Source organism: Elusimicrobiaceae bacterium (genome assembly GCA_017528825.1).
Taxonomy (GTDB): Bacteria; Elusimicrobiota; Elusimicrobia; order Elusimicrobiales; family Elusimicrobiaceae; genus Avelusimicrobium.
The window spans coordinates 62448-79496 of the sequence record JAFXOI010000005.1 but is presented as its reverse complement, the minus strand read 5'-3'; the positions used below and the strand labels follow the sequence as shown (position 1 = coordinate 79496).

Genomic DNA, 17049 nt, shown 5'->3' with positions numbered 1-17049 from the left:
CAGGGGCTTTTGTATATTACGTCGTAATTATAATAATTTTGTTTTTAAGCGGCTGGCTAAATTATCTAATTCTTCCAGCGAATGATATTGAATAATCAATACCCCTTTGGACATTCTTTTGCCATAGCGCACTTCTACTTTGGTGCCCAGTGCCGCTTGTAAGTCATTTTCAAACGAAGCCACTTCCGGCGGTTTAGGCAACTTTATATTGGCCGGTTGTAACAAAGCACGGGCGGCATCTTCGGCTTGGCGAACGGACATTTTGCTCTTTTTTAGTTTCGCAAATAAAATTTCCCGTTTCGTCGGGTCATTTAACATAAGCAAGGCCCGGCCATGCCCTTCGGTAATGGTGCCGTCTTGCAATGCTTCTTGCATATGTTCCGGCAATTCCAGTAAACGCAAAGCATTGGAAACGGCCCCTTTGGATTTACCGCAGTATTGGGCCAAATCCGTCTGGGAAATTTCGAATTGATGCATTAAATTGCGGTATCCCAGCGCCGTTTCGATAGGATTTAAATCTTCCCGCTGAATGTTTTCAATTAAGGCCAAAGCGCACATTTGCTGATCGCTAAGCGCTTTGTGGACAATCGCTTCTATATCTGTCAGTCCGGCTAATTGACAGGCACGGAAACGTCTCTCCCCTACCACAATTTCGTATTTATCCAGCCCGGCATCATATACCACTACGATAGGTTGTGTAAGGCCATGTTCTTTGATAGATTGCGCCAGTTCCTGCAACTTGTCCTCGTCAAATACACGGCGCGGCTGGTAACGGTTGGGAATAATTTTATTTAAATCAATTTTCTGTACGGCTACTCCGCTGTCTGTGACAGTGGTACTGCCGGAATTGGGATTTAACACTTCTTCCGTTTGTTTAAGCAAAGCATCTAAACCTTTTCCTAAAGCTTGTCTGGTCATAAAAATCAGCCTCCGAAATCGTAATTATAGGCTCCCGCCATATTCATAGAAAATCCTTCAAAATCAGATACCTTCACACCGCGCCGCGCCATAAATTCAATAGCTAGCTGTATATAGGCATTAGCACCGCGGCAGGTAGGATCATAATCAAAAATAGATTGCCCAAAACTGGGCGCTTCCGCTAAACGGATATTACGCGGAATGGGAGTTTTGTACACTTTTTCTCCAAAAAAACGGCTTACCTCTTCAAATACCTGTTTGGACAAATTCATACGAGAATCATACATCGTGAGTACGCCGCCGTCCAATTTCAAATTATTATTTAAAAACTGACGGATTTTGGAAATAGTGCTCATAAAATGGGCCAACCCTTCCATGGCATAATATTCACATTGTACCGGAGTGATAACACTATCGGCCGCCATCAGGGCATTGAGCGTCAAAAGTCCTAAAGAGGGAGGACAGTCAATAATAATATATTGATACATCTTGCGGAGCGGGGCTAGCGCTTCTTTGAGCATATTCTCACGGCCGCGAATATTTACCAACTCCACCTCTGCCCCTGCTAAATTTTTGCAAGTGGGGATTACATCGAGCATATCGTTAGAGGTTTGTTTGACTACTTCCTCAAAAGAGGCATTTTTAGTTAATAGATGATAAACGGATTTCTCTCCGTTTTCGACTACTACTCCTAAACCGGAACCGGCATTTCCCTGCGGGTCAAAATCTACCAACAGTACCTCTTGGTTTAAGTATGCCAAGGCATACGCCAAATTAATAGCTGTAGTAGTTTTTCCTACTCCACCTTTCTGATTGGCAATCGCAATAATTTCTCCCATAGTTCCTCCTTGATATATATTAAAACATAAATCAAAAGAAAATGCAACCCTTTTTAATAGTTTCCACGTGAAAACAAAAACAGGTCTCTACTTATGAGACCTGTTTATTGCTGTGGATAATTTATCCACAAGTTATATTCTATCTATACAATTATTAATGGATAAGACGAATTCGTTTAAGCGGCCAGTGGATAAACCAAGCCGTTCCTTTGATATTTTCACGCGGTACGGGGCCCCAAAAACGGGAGTCACAGGAGTCGTCTCGGTTATCTCCCATAGCGAAATACTGTCCTTCCGGAATAACAACCGGACCGAAATTATCTCTTAAAGAGATACCCAACTCATGCTCCAGTTTCCGGCTCTCCCACAATTGCTGATAAACCTCTTGGGGAATTTGAAAGAGGTTTTTATCAGAAGAATCCCCTACACTTACTACCGGTTCCAAACGATTTGTTATCCGAAAAACCTCATATCCATGGAGAGGCTCTTTTTGGTCATTGATATATAAGCCCCCTTTCTTTATCTCTACTTTATCTCCGGGCATAGCTACTATCCGTTTTACATAGTCTCTGCCATATTGCGGGCCTCCGCAGTTAATTTGATCTTTTGTTGCGGCCGGGAATAAAAAGACAATAATATCCCCTTTTTGAATAGGCTTGAATTGTCCAAAGCGAATTTGGGTAAGGGGAATGCGAAACCCATAGACCGCTTTATTTACAAACAGATGATCCCCTATTTGTAAGGTATTATACATAGAGGCGGACGGGATTTTGAAGGCTTGTATAAAAAAGAACATTACAATGGAAGCCACAAATCCGGCAAAATAGACCGTATTGGCCCAGTCCATATTAGCTTTGATTATTTTATCTCTTCGTTCCGCTTGTCCTTTAAGTGCATAAAAAAATCCATATACACCGATTCCGAAAATCGCTACCCAAGTCAATATTTTTTTGATAGAAATGCCTGTATTTAACAGTACCGGATTTGTGTTGTCGACGATGAAGCTAATTATATAATAGGCACAACCTAAAATTAACCACAAAAAAATTCCGTTCCAACAGGCAAAATATTTTTTATTATCTAATTTATTTTTCCGGAAAAGTCTCTTACTAATCAAAGAAAAAAGGTACATTATACAGGCAGCTATAAATAATTTTTGTTCCATAATTTCTCCAAGTTTTCACGTGAAAACTATTTTACCTCTTTATATAATTTCAAATATATTTTTTCAGGTTGAGGGTATTTTTTTATCGTACGCGTACGAGAATTTTCACCCATTTTTTGGCGCAGGGCCTTGTTTTCAATAAGTTCCGCCATCAGCGCGCTTAATAAAACCGGGTCTTTCCCATTAAACACAAATCCGGTTTCCCCATGAATTACCGCTTGCGGCATATCTCCCGCCTTGCTGACAATCGCCGGCAATCCGCACAAGGATGCTTCCAACAGGGCAAGCGGCAAACTCTCTACTAAAGAGGGCAACACAAACACATCCGCGGCCCATAAAAACGGTTTTACATCCTTGGTGTCGCCAGCCCACAAAACGGGCTCATTTAAGCCCTTTTTTGCCAAAAACGCCTCTAAAACAGGTTTTTCGGGCCCATCCCCTACCAGCACAAGGCGCGTTTGTGGATTTTTGGCATGCACCGCGGCAAAACTTTGCAATAATAATTGATGATTTTTTTCTTTTGACAGCCGCGCTACGCAACAAAAAACAACCTCTTGGTCTGAAAATCCGTACGCGTTTCTGTATTTTTCTCTTTCCGCGGGATTGGGGGCAAAAACAGTCGGATCTATCCCGTTTGAAATCAAACGCACCTGCCCCGACGGATATTTTTGTTTATTAATTAAATACTGCTCTGTACTGTAAGATTCGGCGGTGCTAATGGTATCTTCCGTCTTAAGTCCTCTGTCAATTAATCTTTTCCAAAAAGATAATTTGGCCGGATTATAATGCGCAGATGTGATCAAAATAAAAGGAGTTTTCCGACGGGCCAAGCGGCACAGTTGTATCGCGCGATATAAAAATGCATGCACAATATCCGGGCGGAACTGCTCTATTTCTTTGAGTAGTCTGGCCAAAGCACCGGTCGTTTGTATCGGACGGAATTTGCCCTGCAAATCTAACGATACGACGGAAAAACCCGCTTGCTTTAATTGTGTAGCCAGCACGCCTAACGGTTTTAAGGAAACAATTTTTACTTCGTGGCCTTCTTGTTTTGCCGCCAAAGCCAGACGGTATAAAGCCGTTTCCGCTCCGCCGCGGTCCGTCGTAGTGCATACATATAAAATCTTCATGAAACTATTATAGCAAAGTTGCTTGTTTCTCCGTATAATCGTCTGGTAAAAATATAAAAATTTATTATAATAAGAGATATATAGGTGAATCTTATGAAGAATAAAAAAGCCTTTACTCTTATTGAATTATTAGTAGTGGTGCTGATTATCGGCGTTTTATCTGCTATTGCGTTGCCGCAGTATGAAAAAGCCGTAGAAAAAGCACGTATGGCTGAGGCTTTTATACTACTGCGTGCCATTCGGGATGCACAAATACGTTATTATTTGGCTAACGGAGAATATGCTTCCTTTGCAAATATGGACGCACTGGATATAACCATTCCTCATAGCAGTACAGCAAACTATAGTGGACAGGCACGTTTGGTAACTAAAGATTTTGCTTATACTTGTCATGGAACTGGCGCCGACGAAATTGCAGTAGCACAACGTATGCCTATAGCCCAACGTTATTATCTGTCTATAGAGAGCACGGATTTAGAAAAAATAATTTGTGTTTCTTACGAACAAGCCAGTGATATACAGAAAAATTTATGCGCACGGGTAAATGCTTCCGGCACCTTGTAAAATACATCAATTAAAGAAATAGGGTGGAATGTTTTTTCCACCCTATTTTTATTTGTAAATTTTTTCTTATTCTGCCGGTTTGAATTGGTCCTTGCCGACGCCACAGACGGGGCACACCCAATCGGCGGGGATATCTTCCCACTTGGTACCGGCGGCAATGCCGTGGTCCGGATCGCCTACTGCCGGGTCATATACATAACCACATATTTCGCACACATATTTCATAAAACAACCTCCCAATAGATTTTAAAATCTTTTTTACTTCTGCGAATATAGAAATGCTGTTAAAAAATTAAATTTTCGTGGATAAAAACCGGACTTGTCCGAGCGGTCCAAGCGAGTTGTCCGGTTATCCGGAAATTTAATTTTTTCTTTCGTTATTCGCTAGCCTTTTTGCCTACTTTTTCTGCAATGAGAAAAAGTAGGGAATTTAACTATGCGTTGCCCCTTTGGGCGTTTTACCTTTAATCACCGTATGATAATACTCATAGGTCAACGGCTCGTCGCTGCGCGGATGCATACAACCGCCGTCTTTGACCTCTCCAATAAACAGCGTGTGCGTCCCCTCATCTATTACCTGATCCACCGCCACTTCTAAGAAACTCAGCGTATGATCAAGCACAATCGGCGTTCCCAAAGAACCCCTTTTGATAGAGAGGCCGGCCATTTTATCGAAGGTACGTCCGGTGCGAAAACCAAACCGCCCGATAAAAGGTAAATCTGTTTTTTGCTCCAACGGCATCGCCGCAAAAACACGGCTCTGCAAAATCAAATCATGTGTTAAACTGCCTTTATTGACGGAAATGGCCACGCGTGCCGGCTCGGCCGTTACTTGAAAGGCCGTATTGACGATTAGTCCATTGTCTTTACCTTGCCAATGGGTAGTCACAATATATAAACCGTACGTAATAAAAGACAATCCGTCTGCTAAAGAAGTTTTCGCCATATTATTTTAATTTTTCTGTTAATTTTTGACTGACTGTTTTGCCCAGTTCCGTGCAGGCTTTCAAAATTTCTTCCGTCGGGGCAAATTTAGAAGTGACCACCGGAGCCACTTGTTCTATCTGGGCCGATTTCAGCCACTCTGCCAACGCATTTACCGGAGCCGGATTCCATCCGTAAGAACCAAAAGCTCCGCCGATTAAATGTTTTTTCTTAAGACCTTTTGCATAGCATAATACGTCTGCCATAGCCGGAAAAATTTCCGAGTTTAGAACCGGAGCCCCTATTAATAACGCACTGCTGTCTAATAATTCTTTCATCACTTCGCTGCGGTGACAGGCGTGCATAGACATTACTTTTACTTCCGTGCCGCCTTGGCGCAGTCCGTCAGCCACGTACGCGGCCATTTTTTCTGTACTGCCCCACATGGTGTCATAAACGACCACGGCCTTATTGGTAGGGGCTTGGGTCGCCCATTTGGCATATAAATCAATAATTTTGGCCGGATTTTTACGCCAAATAAATCCATGGTCCGGTGCAATCATCTTCGGAGATAAATTCAATTTTTTTACTGTGTCTAAGAAACGCAACACGATATCGGAATAAGGCAGTACGATATTGGCATAGTATTTTTCTGCTTCATAGAGCCACGTGTGTTCATCATTCTCGTCGTCAAATAATTTGCTGGTAGCTAAATGCATACCAAATACATCGTTGGTGAACAGTACGTTTTCCTTTTCCAAATAAGAAAACATACTATCGGGCCAGTGCAGCATACGTGCTTCCACAAAAGAAATCGTGTCGCCGCCGACATCTATTTTATCGCCGGTTTTTACCGCTTTTATTTCAAAAGAGGGGTGTAATTGCGCTTGTAAATTTTTCACGCCCATGTCGGAAGCATAAATCACCTGTGGCGCTACGGCAGCCACCGTTTGAGGCAAAGCGCCCGAGTGATCCATCTCCGCGTGATTTGAAATAATAATTTCAATTTTTTTCGGATCTATTACACTGGAAATACGTGCCATCATTTCCGGAAAAAATTCTTTTTTAACTGTATCAATCAAGGTAGGCTTTTCGCTTAAAATCAAAAAAGCATTGTACGTCGTACCGCGCGTCGTGGAATAACCATGAAAATCCCGAATATTCCAATCAATAGCTCCTACCCAATATACTTTGTCAGAAATTTTAACGGCTTGCATATTTTCTCCCGGTACTTAATTTTTGGCCTCCCATAGGCCATGTATATTACAATATTCTCTGGCGGTAACTTGTTGCGCATCCGTCTTAAAAACAGCTTCCGGCGCGTCGCCCGGTTTTAAGTATTTGCGTTGTACTTTACCGCATTTTTCACAAATCAGTTCAATAAATTCTATCCAATGCACGTCTATCATCGGGTGGGCTACGCTACCCACTTTTACTTTATAACCGCCTTCAATTTTTTCAATGACCGGCACATGTTTTTCAGCCGCGCCGTCCGTAGTGCCTGCTGCCTGATGTTGCATGGGCTGACCACAGCAAATTAATGCTCCGGCACCTTCGTGTACTACCTCTATCATTTGTCCGCAAACTTTGCATTTATAAATATCATGTAATTTAGCCATATTAGACCCCTTTTTGACAGATTTAGCTTATTATACCTTTTTCTTATTATAAATGAGCCTATAATCTTTGCTCAATCCTTAAAATTAATTAGAAAGCACACCTGTGGATAACTCCGTTTTTATATTTTAATGCTTAAAATTCCTTAAAATAAACATTTTTCATAAAATTACATAGGATACTGGCTATTTTTTTAGAAAATTAAAATTGACCGCAATTTTTCAGCATTAAAAGCAAATCAAACGTTTTTAAGGTTGACTATCTCTTTTAGAATTGATATGATACTTATATCCTTATTTATGGTGGAATATTGCTGTGGATATACTTGCTTCTAGCGAAAAACTCGCCCCTATTTTCAAAGAATTAGAAACAATTTTAGGAAAAGATACCTATGATATGTGGTTGCGGCCAGCTGTTTTTCAGCTGAACGATAACATACTTACTATACAAATTCCAAATCAATTTTGGCAAAAAACAATTCAATCCCGTTACGAACATATCATTCAAGATGCTTTCTTGAAACATCAAGGATTGGCTATTACCGTTTCATACGTAATCCAAGAAATTAAAGACCCTGTGCAGTCTGTGTTAGACGCCGCAACGACGATAGACACGCCTGCGCCGGCTCCTGTTATTAAGAAAAATCCTTTTCCGTCCCGCTTAAACGAAGCTTTCCGGTTTGATAATTTTATTGAATCTCCTTCAAACCGTTTTGCGTACAAAATTGCACAAGCGGTGGCTAACCAGGTAGGAGATCGCTCTCATAATCCTTTATTTATTTATTCAACTCCGGGACTTGGAAAAACCCACTTATTGCATGCTATCGGAAACCAAATTTGTCAAAATAATCCCAATGCCAAGGTATTATATATGGCAGCCGAAGAATTTGTGGCAGAATATGTAGAAGCTATTCCGACTCAATCTATGGAAGCTTTCCGTCGGAAATACCGTTCACTGGACTGTCTGCTAATGGATGATATTCAATTTGTAGCCGGAAAATCAGACAAAGTAAGCGTACAAGAATTTTTCTATACCTTTAATGCTTTATTTGAAAGCGGAAAACAAATCGTGTTAGCTTCGGATCGTACGCCACAACAATTAGATTTAGACGAACGTTTATCTTCTCGTTTATTATCGGGTCCTTCTTGTGAAATTAAAAAACCGTATTTAGAAACCCGTATTGCTATTTTACGTCAAAAAAGAGATACTATTCATTTTGATATTGGCGATGATGTAATTGCTTTTATTGCCGAAGGCATTCAAACTAATATTCGGGAACTGGAAGGTGCTTTTTATAAATTAGTTTCTTACTGCAGTACCCATAATGTAATTCCTACCATTGCGATTGCACGCGAACTACTGGCCGATATTTTAATTCAAGAAGAAAAACGTATGGCCATTAACGTAGAAACCATTAAAAAAATAGTGGGAAAACATTTCAAAATAAGTATAGATGATTTTGAATCTAAACGAAAAACACAATCTGTTGCATGGCCGCGCCAAATAGCGATGTTCTTATGTACAGAACTGACGGATATGTCTCTACCGGAAATAGGACGAGAATTTAAGAGAGATCATAGTACCGTCGTACATGCACGAGATTTGGTAAAAGAGAAAATTCAAAATGATCCGTTTTTTGCCGCTGAAATCAATCAAATGATCAGCGATATGAAATCTGTGGATAATCATTAAAAAAAGAGGATGATTTTTTTATAACTTTCACAAAACTGTGTATAAACAAAGTAAATGTTTATAGTGTGAATAAAAAAGAATAAGTATAAACAATCATTCCTTAAAATTTGTATTGGGCAGTACACAAAATTAACAGAATTAACAGGACATATAATAAATAGGATAATCTATGAAAATAAATATAACTAAAGAAACGCTGTTAGAAGGTATTCAAGTTATTTCTTCGGGCACCTCTTCCCGTACTACGCTGCCTATCTTGCATAATTTTTTAATGGAAACACAGGGATCTAAAGTAAAATTAGTTCGTACAGATATGGAAATGGCTACTGTTCACTATATTACGGCTGAAGTGGAAGAAGAAGGTAGTTTAACTGTACCGATGAAAGAATTCTCCGATATTATTAAAAATCTACCGGACGGAAAAGAAATTAATTTATATACCGGGGAAAATAATAAATTTCATATTAAATCAGGTAAAAGTAAATTTTGGGTGATTGGTACCCCTAAATCCGAATATCCCGCTATTCCGGAAATTGAGAAAACAGGCAGTTTAGTATTAAGCCCTTTATCTTTACAAACGATGGTAGATAAAACGGCCTTTTCTGCTTCGACTCAAGAAACCCGCTATATTTTAAATGGTTTATTATGGAATAATACCAAAGAACAATTTGAAATTGTAGCTACAGACGGAGGCCGTTTAGCAGTTGCTTCTCATCCGGCTTTACCCGACAGCGGCGAATTTAAAATTATTATTCCAACTAAAATCTTAAATGAAGTAGTACGTTTTATTTCCTTAGCTAAGCCGGATAAAGATACCCAAATTAAAGTAAATGTGGCTTCTAACCAAGTTAGTTTTGAAATCAAAGAAACCACTTTTATTTCTCGATTAATTGAAGGAAATTTTCCGAACTACAAACAAGTAATTCCTACCAAGAAAAATATTTCTTTTGAAGTTTTTACCAAAGAATTATTGGCATCTACCCGTCGGGCTGCTTTGTGCTCTGGAGAATTTGGCAGTACTGTAAAATTTCATATGGAAGAGAATAGTATGACTATTTCTTCTACTTCTCAGAATATGGAATTTACAGACGAATTACCTATTAACTATACACAAGAGCCGTTCGACTGCGCTTTTAATCCTCAATACATTATTGATGTACTGAAAAATGTGGGAACCGAAAAAGTATCTTTTTCTTTCATTAATTCTTCTCAGCCGGTACTGATTGAACCTGTAGAAAAGGCTGACTTAAAATATGTAATTATGCCGGTGAGAATTTAAGTGAAATTTGGATCTAAACCGCGTGAAATTTGGAAAAAGCCTGCGGAATTAAACGGAAAATTTAATCGGTTAAATAATCAATTAAACCGTTTAATGGTGTTAGATCATGTATGGAATAAATTAATAGGAACAAAACAACGTTTTTGGAAACTAAAAGCTGTTAAAGGAAATGTACTATATGTTGCGGTACAATTAGCCGTTGCTAAAAATGAATTAACAGTAAAAAAAGAAACATTAATCAACGAACTAAATAAATATTTTGATAAACCGTGGATTAAAAAAATAGAAATTGTCAGTGATTTAGGAGACACGCATGAGTGAAGAAGAAAAGAAAAATTATGATTCCTCTAAAATTCAAGTTTTAGAAGGATTAGAAGCTGTCCGTAAACGTCCTGCTATGTATATCGGTTCAACCGGACTGCCGGGCTTGCATCACTTAGTATATGAGGTAGTAGATAACTCTGTAGACGAAATTTTGGCCGGCGGTGCTACCACCATTAAAGTCGTTATCAAAGACAATATGACTTGTTCTGTAGAAGACGACGGACGTGGTATTCCGGTAGATTTAATGACGGGCGCAAAAGATCCTAAATTACGCAAGAAAAGTGCTTTGGAAGTAGTAATGACCGTATTACATGCCGGTGGTAAATTTGACAGCGGTGCTTATAAAGTGTCCGGCGGTTTGCATGGGGTGGGTGTATCTTGTGTGAACGCTTTGTCTGAAAGCACGGAAGTACAAGTTAAAAAGAATGGAAAAATTTATCGTCAACAATATAAACGCGGTAAAGCCGTAACAGACGTGGAAGAAATAGGTACAACCAATGAACACGGTACTAAAGTTACCTTTACAGCCGATAAAGAAATTTTTGGGGATGTGTCTTTTGTATATGAAACCATTGCCAATCGCTTGCGCGAACTGGCTTTTTTAAATGCCGGTGTGAAAATTTTATTTACCGACGAACGCGGTGAAGAAGCTAAAAGCGTTACCTTCCATTTTGAAGGCGGTATTTCCCAGTTTGCTAAATACTTAAATACCAATAAAACGGTCATCAATCCCGAACCGATTTATTTGAGCAAAACCGTCGGAGATAATTATATTTCTTTCGCTATTCAATACAACGAAGGATATAGTGAAAACGTGTTCTCCTTTGTTAATAACATTAACACTATTGAAGGCGGTACACACCTCTCCGGTTTCCGCTCTTCTTTAACCCGTTTGATTAACGAATATATCAAAAATAATAATTTAGCTAAACAACACAAAGATTTATCCGTTAGCGGGGATGATATTAAAGAAGGGTTGGCTGCGGTATTATCTGTTAAAATTCCGCATCCGCAATTTGAAGGGCAGACCAAAACCAAGTTGGGTAACTCCGAAATTGAAGGTATTGTCCGCTCGATGGTAACGGAGACGTTATCTACTTTCTTTGAAGAAAACCCCAAAACCGCGCGCGCCATTTGTGAAAAATGTATGAATGCGGCTCAAGCGCGTGAAGCGGCCCGTAAAGCGCGTGATTTAACTCGGCGCAAAGGGGCTTTTGAAGGCGGCGGACTGCCCGGTAAACTAGCCGATTGCCAAGAGCGCGACAGCAGCAAATGCGAAATTTTCCTCGTAGAAGGAGACTCTGCCGGTGGTTCTGCTAAACAAGGGCGTGACCGTGTATTTCAGGCGATTTTGCCGTTGCGCGGCAAAATTTTGAACGTAGAAAAAGCCCCGCTGGTGAAAATTTTGTCCAGCGATACCGTGCGTGATTTAATTGCAGCCGTTGGTACGGGCGTAGGCGAAGGCGAAGGCGGTTTTGATATTTCTAAACTGCGCTACCACAAAATTATTTTGATGGCTGATGCTGACGTGGACGGACAACATATTTCCACGCTGCTCTTAACCTTCTTCTACCGCCAATTGCGTCCGCTGATTGAACAAGGTCACGTTTATTTGGCACAACCTCCTCTCTATAAAGTGAAAAAAGGAAAAGTAGAGCAGTATTTGCAGACCGAAGAACAAATGCAACAATGGTTGATGAAAGAAGGTCTTTCTACCGTAACCGTTACCGGAAAAGACGGCGTAAAATTAGAAGGTAAAAAATTGGCCGATATGCTCAAGGTATTGCGTGATATCGAGGAAGTGTTGGCTATGTTAGAAGTCAAAAATATTACGCTCAAAGATTTCCAAGCCTTTTTGGCGGAAGGCCGTGTGCCGGTATATCGCATTCCGCTCACCAGCGGTGGATTTAAGTATTTCTTTGATGAATCCGAATACCGTGCTTATGCCGAAGAATATGTCTTAGAAAAGAAAGAAGAACTGATGGCAGATGGGGTGGATGCGGAATCCTTAGATGAAGAGGCCCTGCAGCCCGAACACCAAAGTTTGTTTGAGTTTGGTAAATTACTGGCCTGTGAAAAGAAATTAGAAAACTTCGGCTTTACCTTTGCTCAATATCCGAAAGTGGAAAATGAAAAGGAACGTGTACATCCCTTATTTACCGTCAATAGTGGCAAGACAGACGTGCTCGTATTTAGTTTGGCCGAATTGTTAAAAGCAGTCAAAGATGCGGCTGCCAGCGGTGCCTCTATTCAGCGCTATAAAGGTCTGGGGGAAATGAACCCAGAACAATTGTGGGAAACCACCATGGACCCGGCCAAACGCAAATTGATCCAAGTCAAGATTAATGACGTAACCGATACGGAACATGCGTTTACGATGCTAATGGGGGACAAAGTAGAACCCCGCCGCGATTTTATTCAATCGCACGCCTTAGAGGTAAAGAATTTGGACATTTAGTCCCACGATTTAACAGGAGTTTATAAACCATGAGTGAAGAACTAACTGGAACGGTACAAGAACCGCAACAAAATAATGTGGATTTATTTGGCAACATCCAACAACGTGATATTGCCCATGAAATGCGTTCGTATTATATTGACTACGCGATGAGCGTAATCGTCGGGCGTGCTCTACCCGACGTACGCGACGGCTTAAAACCGGTACACCGCCGTGTATTATATTCCATGAACGAAATGGGTTTGAAATACAATAAACCCTATAAGAAATCAGCCCGTGTGGTAGGGGATGTGCTCGGTAAATATCACCCGCACGGCGATACCGCTGTATATGACACATTAGTACGTTTGGCGCAAGATTTTTCCATCCGCCAGCCGTTAGTGGACGGACAGGGAAACTTCGGTTCTATTGACGGAGATTCTGCCGCCGCCATGCGTTATACCGAATGCCGCTTGGCCAAAGTATCCGATGAGCTGCTTAACGATTTAGACAAAGATACCGTCAAAATGATTCCTAACTATGACGGCTCTTTGATGGAACCGTCCGTACTACCGGCCAAATTCCCGGCCCTTTTGGTCAACGGTTCATCCGGTATTGCCGTAGGTATGGCGACCAACATTCCGACCCACAATTTAGGGGAAGTGTGCGACGGTATTATCGCTTATATTAAAAACCCGGCCATTACCGTAAAAGAAATGATGAAAATCATCAAAGGGCCCGATTTCCCGACGGGTGCTATCATCCGCGGAACGCGCGGTATTTATGAGTATTTTGAAACCGGACACGGTAGTGTAAAAGTGCAAGCCAAGACGGAGATTGAAGAAAGAAAAGGCGGACGCGAAGCCATTATCGTTACCGAAATTCCGTACATGGTCAATAAGACCTCACTCATTGAAACCATTGTCGGTTTAGTGCGCGATAAAAAGATTACCGATATTGCCGATATTCGCGACGAGTCGGATCGCCGCGGTATGCGCTTGGTGATTGAAATTAAACGCGACGGCAATGCTCAAGTGGTGCTCAACCACCTCTATAAACATACCCAGTTGCAAACCTCTTTCCCGGTCAATATGCTGGCCATTGTGGACGGCCGCCCGCGCGTGTTGTCTATCAAAGACGTCATGAAATGCTATGTCAAACACCGCCAAGAAGTGGTTACCAACCGCACGAAATTTGATTTGAATAAAGCGGTGCGCCGCGAGCATATTTTGTCCGGGTTGCTTATTGCCATTGCCAATATGGATGAAGTAGTTACCATTATCCGCAACAGCGCTGATGTACCGACGGCCAAAGTGGCATTGATGAATAAATTTACCTTGTCGGAAGTACAAGCCCAAGCCATTTTGGATATGCGCTTACACCAACTGACACAGTTGTCCAGCGCGGCCATTGAGCAAGAGCAAAAAGAACTTTTGAAACTCATTGCCGAATTGCAAGGTATTTTGGCTGACCCGCAAAAAATCTTGGACATTATCGTCAACGAACTGGCCGAACTCAAGAAAAACTATGGAGATCCGCGCCGCACCGAAATCGGACCGGATATGACGGACTTCTCTATGGAAGATTTCATTGAGAAGGAAGATGTCGTTATTACCATTTCCAATGACGGCTATGCCAAACGCATTCCGCTCTCTACCTACAAGAGCCAAAACCGCGGCGGAAAAGGAATTATTGGCAGCAAAACAAAAGAAGAAGACTTTATGGAACATTTGTTCATTATGTCTTCTCACGCTACCGTATTAATGTTCACTAACCGCGGCCGCGTGTTTGCGTTGCGCGCCTTTGAAATTCCCGAAGGCAACCGCATGTCCAAAGGTAAAGCCTTGGTCAATTTATTGCAACTCAACGGAGAAGAAAAAGTAACCTCTGCCTTACCGATTGAAGATTTCAATCCCAAGAAACACGAAGGCGAAACGGCCTTTTTGACCATGTGCACCCGCATGGGCAGTATTAAACGTGTGGAACTGGGTGAATTTGCCAATATCCGCCGCAGCGGTATTATTGCCATCGGACTGGAAGAAGGCGACGTGCTAATTAGCGTGCAAATGACATTTGGTAAGAGTGATATTGCCATTGCTACCAAGCACGGTAAATCCATCCGCTTTGATGAAAATGAAGTGCGCTCCATGGGCCGCCCGGCCAAGGGTGTGCGTGCCATTTCGCTGGCCAAAGGCGACGAAGTGGTGGGTATGGAACAAGCCCCGACGGACGGTGAACAACCCGATGTATTGTCGGTTTGTGAAAACGGCTACGGAAAACGCACCGCGTTTAGCGAATATAAACGTCAACACCGTGGTGGTATGGGTGTGATTACCATTAAGACCAGCGAACGCAACGGTGCGGTCGTCGGTATTAAACTGGTAGACGAGAGCAAAGACTTAATGGTGGTAACGGAAAAAGGCATGACCATCCGCACCCGCTGTGAAGAAATTCGCTCCGTAGGACGCAATGCACAAGGCGTACGTTTGGTACGTTTAGAGGAAGGCGATAAGATTGCCCGTATTGCTCCGGTAATTAAAGACGAGGAAGAAACTCCGGCAGAAGCCTAACAGAGTTTTCATATTCGTACTCCGCGCCGGTGCTGAGAAATCAGTACCGGCGTTCGTTATATAACCCATAAAAATTTCTTTACAAACCCGTCTTAAAAGTGGTATAACTTACCTAGGGAGATTTTCATGCGAACCAATCCACACATCTTAGAAATCAACACACGCGCTTGGTTGAGTCGTTTGGCGGCCAAACACGGGCGGACATTTTTGTTGCATGAAATTCCCGATGAGTATTGGCAATTGTTTAAGGACCGCGGTTTTGATGCTGTGTGGTTGATGGGCGTGTGGAAACAAAGCCCTAAAGCTACCGAAATCGCCCGTCAGAACGCGGATATCCAAGCGCAAATTCGCGCGGTAAAACCGGATTTTTCCGTAGATCACATTATGGCTTCTCCGTACGCTGTATATGCTTATGAACCGGCGGAAGATTTAGGCGGAGAAGATAGTTTAAAACAATTGCGCGCAAAACTAAATGCCATGGGTATTTCGTTGCTGCTTGATTTTGTGCATAATCATACGGCGATAGATTGCCCGATGGTAACCGAAGCACCCGATTTGTATATCAATACCGGCACGCACGAGCCGAACAATCACAAAGATTGGTTTTTCCAAAATCAAAACGGAGTGTGGATTGCCCACGGGCGCGACCCCTATTTTGCTCCGTGGACAGATACGGCCCAACTCAATTATTTTAATCCCGAAACGAAAAAAGTAATGTTGCAAAATCTGTTGCACGTAGCCAGCTTGTGCGATGGGGTCCGTTGCGATATGGCCATGCTCGGGCTTAATAAAGTACATCGGGATACATGGTGGGAATTTATCGGCGGGAATTTGCCCAAAGAAGAATTTTGGTCCTGCGCGTTGGAAGCGGTGCATCAACAATATCCGGATTTTACATTTATCGCCGAAGTATATTGGGGACTGGAGTGGGAAATACAGCAATTGGGTTTTGATTATACGTACGATAAAGTGCTCTATGACCGCTTACGCTTTTCTAATCCGGAAGATATTAAAGGCCATTTGCGCGCCGAACATTTATTTCAGATGCGTTCGATCCGCTTTACCACTAACCACGACGAAGAAGAATGTATACAGGCCTTCGGCCGGGAAAAATCTTTGGCGGCCAGCACCTTGATTGCCACCTTGCCCGGTGCACGTATGATCTATTTGTTTCAGCTGATGGGGCGCACCCGCCGCTTACCCATTCAATATGTGCAGGATGATTTTGCGGAAGATATTTCGATTCGCAATTACTATGACAAATTGCTCAAAATTGCCAATCAACCTACTTTCCACGGCGGGCAATGGGCTTTGTTTGATGTAATGCCTGTTTCCGAAGAAGATGAAACAAACCGCAACATTTTGAGCTGGACTTGGAAACAAATGAATACGGTATCTATGGTACTGATTAATTACAGTGATCGACCTGCCAAAGGAAGAGTGAAATTTAAAATTAATCCCGCGGCCGGCAATGTACGTGAGGAATTTTCCGAGACGGAGATAGCCTACTCACCGGAAATGGGTCAACAGGGATTTGAAATAGAACTCAAACCCTTTGAAAGCAAAATTTTTACCTATCAGATGTAAATA

At 41.8% G+C, this 17049-nt stretch carries 15 protein-coding genes; 7 read left to right on the top strand and 8 right to left on the bottom strand.

All coding sequences use genetic code 11. From position 1 onward, the window contains the following. Positions 1-27: 27 nt before the first annotated feature. The 4 genes from IKN49_02260 to IKN49_02245 form a co-directional block, all read right to left on the bottom strand. Complete coding sequence (locus IKN49_02260; protein ID MBR3631873.1) at positions 28-918, bottom strand: ParB/RepB/Spo0J family partition protein; 891 nt, start codon at positions 916-918, stop codon at positions 28-30. A gap of 5 nt (positions 919-923) precedes the next feature. Continuing rightward, complete coding sequence (locus tag IKN49_02255; protein MBR3631872.1) at positions 924-1757, bottom strand: ParA family protein; 834 nt, start codon at positions 1755-1757, stop codon at positions 924-926. A gap of 154 nt (positions 1758-1911) precedes the next feature. After that, on the bottom strand, positions 1912-2799 hold the full coding sequence (gene lepB, locus IKN49_02250) for a signal peptidase I (GenBank protein ID MBR3631871.1): 888 nt from the start codon (positions 2797-2799) through the stop codon (positions 1912-1914). A gap of 149 nt (positions 2800-2948) precedes the next feature. After that, positions 2949-4052, bottom strand: a complete 1104-nt coding sequence (locus IKN49_02245) for a glycosyltransferase (GenBank protein MBR3631870.1) — start codon at positions 4050-4052, stop codon at positions 2949-2951. A gap of 93 nt (positions 4053-4145) precedes the next feature. Between IKN49_02245 and IKN49_02240 the strand changes: the two genes are divergently transcribed. Further along, positions 4146-4616: a prepilin-type N-terminal cleavage/methylation domain-containing protein gene (locus IKN49_02240; protein ID MBR3631869.1), complete on the top strand. Its 471-nt coding sequence runs from the start codon at positions 4146-4148 to the stop codon at positions 4614-4616. Positions 4617-4682: 66 nt separating this feature from the next. Here IKN49_02240 and IKN49_02235 read toward each other — a convergent pair whose 3' ends face one another. From IKN49_02235 to IKN49_02220, 4 genes are all read right to left on the bottom strand, one after another. After that, the gene (locus tag IKN49_02235) at positions 4683-4841 is read right to left on the bottom strand and encodes a rubredoxin (protein MBR3631868.1); all 159 of its coding nucleotides are present in this window, start codon (positions 4839-4841) and stop codon (positions 4683-4685) included. Between the two features lie 205 nt (positions 4842-5046). Continuing rightward, positions 5047-5562 carry a flavin reductase gene (locus IKN49_02230; protein MBR3631867.1) on the bottom strand — a complete coding sequence of 172 codons (516 nt, stop codon included), beginning with the start codon at positions 5560-5562 and terminating at the stop codon, positions 5047-5049. Position 5563: 1 nt separating this feature from the next. Next, a complete protein-coding gene (locus tag IKN49_02225) occupies positions 5564-6757 on the bottom strand; it encodes an FprA family A-type flavoprotein (protein ID MBR3631866.1) in 1194 nt (397 codons plus the stop codon). A gap of 15 nt (positions 6758-6772) precedes the next feature. Further along, positions 6773-7159, bottom strand: coding sequence for a desulfoferrodoxin (locus tag IKN49_02220; GenBank protein ID MBR3631865.1), 387 nt, complete (start codon positions 7157-7159; stop codon positions 6773-6775). 313 nt (positions 7160-7472) lie between these two features. Here IKN49_02220 and dnaA point away from each other — a divergent pair, with 313 nt between their 5' ends. The 6 genes from dnaA (at position 7473) to IKN49_02190 (ending at position 17046) form a co-directional block, all read left to right on the top strand. After that, the gene (gene dnaA, locus IKN49_02215) at positions 7473-8849 is read left to right on the top strand and encodes a chromosomal replication initiator protein DnaA (protein MBR3631864.1); all 1377 of its coding nucleotides are present in this window, start codon (positions 7473-7475) and stop codon (positions 8847-8849) included. A 169-nt stretch (positions 8850-9018) separates the two neighbouring features. After that, positions 9019-10128, top strand: a complete 1110-nt coding sequence (gene dnaN / locus IKN49_02210) for a DNA polymerase III subunit beta (GenBank protein MBR3631863.1) — start codon at positions 9019-9021, stop codon at positions 10126-10128. Next, the gene (locus tag IKN49_02205; GenBank protein MBR3631862.1) at positions 10129-10449 is read left to right on the top strand and encodes a DUF721 domain-containing protein; all 321 of its coding nucleotides are present in this window, start codon (positions 10129-10131) and stop codon (positions 10447-10449) included. Next, positions 10442-12910 (top strand): DNA topoisomerase (ATP-hydrolyzing) subunit B, encoded by a 2469-nt coding sequence (gene gyrB, locus IKN49_02200; GenBank protein MBR3631861.1) that lies wholly within the window; start codon positions 10442-10444, stop codon positions 12908-12910. Before IKN49_02205 ends, gyrB begins: the two co-directional genes overlap by 8 nt. A 29-nt stretch (positions 12911-12939) precedes the next feature. Beyond that, positions 12940-15459, top strand: coding sequence for a DNA gyrase subunit A (gene gyrA / locus IKN49_02195; protein ID MBR3631860.1), 2520 nt, complete (start codon positions 12940-12942; stop codon positions 15457-15459). A 126-nt stretch (positions 15460-15585) separates the two neighbouring features. Beyond that, a complete protein-coding gene (locus IKN49_02190) occupies positions 15586-17046 on the top strand; it encodes a hypothetical protein (protein ID MBR3631859.1) in 1461 nt (486 codons plus the stop codon). Positions 17047-17049 lie beyond the last annotated feature (3 nt).

Bases quoted from the DNA above. Each gene is read 5' to 3' on its own strand.
- IKN49_02260 (MBR3631873.1), bottom strand. From the start codon at position 918: ATGACCAGACAAGCTTTAGGAAAAGGTTTAGATGCTTTGCTTAAACAA.
- IKN49_02255 (MBR3631872.1), bottom strand. From the start codon at position 1,757: ATGGGAGAAATTATTGCGATTGCCAATCAGAAAGGTGGAGTAGGAAAA.
- IKN49_02245 (MBR3631870.1), bottom strand. From the start codon at position 4,052: ATGAAGATTTTATATGTATGCACTACGACGGACCGCGGCGGAGCGGAA.
- IKN49_02240 (MBR3631869.1), top strand. From the start codon at position 4,146: ATGAAGAATAAAAAAGCCTTTACTCTTATTGAATTATTAGTAGTGGTG.
- IKN49_02235 (MBR3631868.1), bottom strand. From the start codon at position 4,841: ATGAAATATGTGTGCGAAATATGTGGTTATGTATATGACCCGGCAGTA.
- IKN49_02230 (MBR3631867.1), bottom strand. From the start codon at position 5,562: ATGGCGAAAACTTCTTTAGCAGACGGATTGTCTTTTATTACGTACGGT.
- IKN49_02225 (MBR3631866.1), bottom strand. From the start codon at position 6,757: ATGCAAGCCGTTAAAATTTCTGACAAAGTATATTGGGTAGGAGCTATT.
- IKN49_02220 (MBR3631865.1), bottom strand. From the start codon at position 7,159: ATGGCTAAATTACATGATATTTATAAATGCAAAGTTTGCGGACAAATG.
- dnaN (MBR3631863.1), top strand. From the start codon at position 9,019: ATGAAAATAAATATAACTAAAGAAACGCTGTTAGAAGGTATTCAAGTT.
- gyrB (MBR3631861.1), top strand. From the start codon at position 10,442: ATGAGTGAAGAAGAAAAGAAAAATTATGATTCCTCTAAAATTCAAGTT.
- gyrA (MBR3631860.1), top strand. From the start codon at position 12,940: ATGAGTGAAGAACTAACTGGAACGGTACAAGAACCGCAACAAAATAAT.
- IKN49_02190 (MBR3631859.1), top strand. From the start codon at position 15,586: ATGCGAACCAATCCACACATCTTAGAAATCAACACACGCGCTTGGTTG.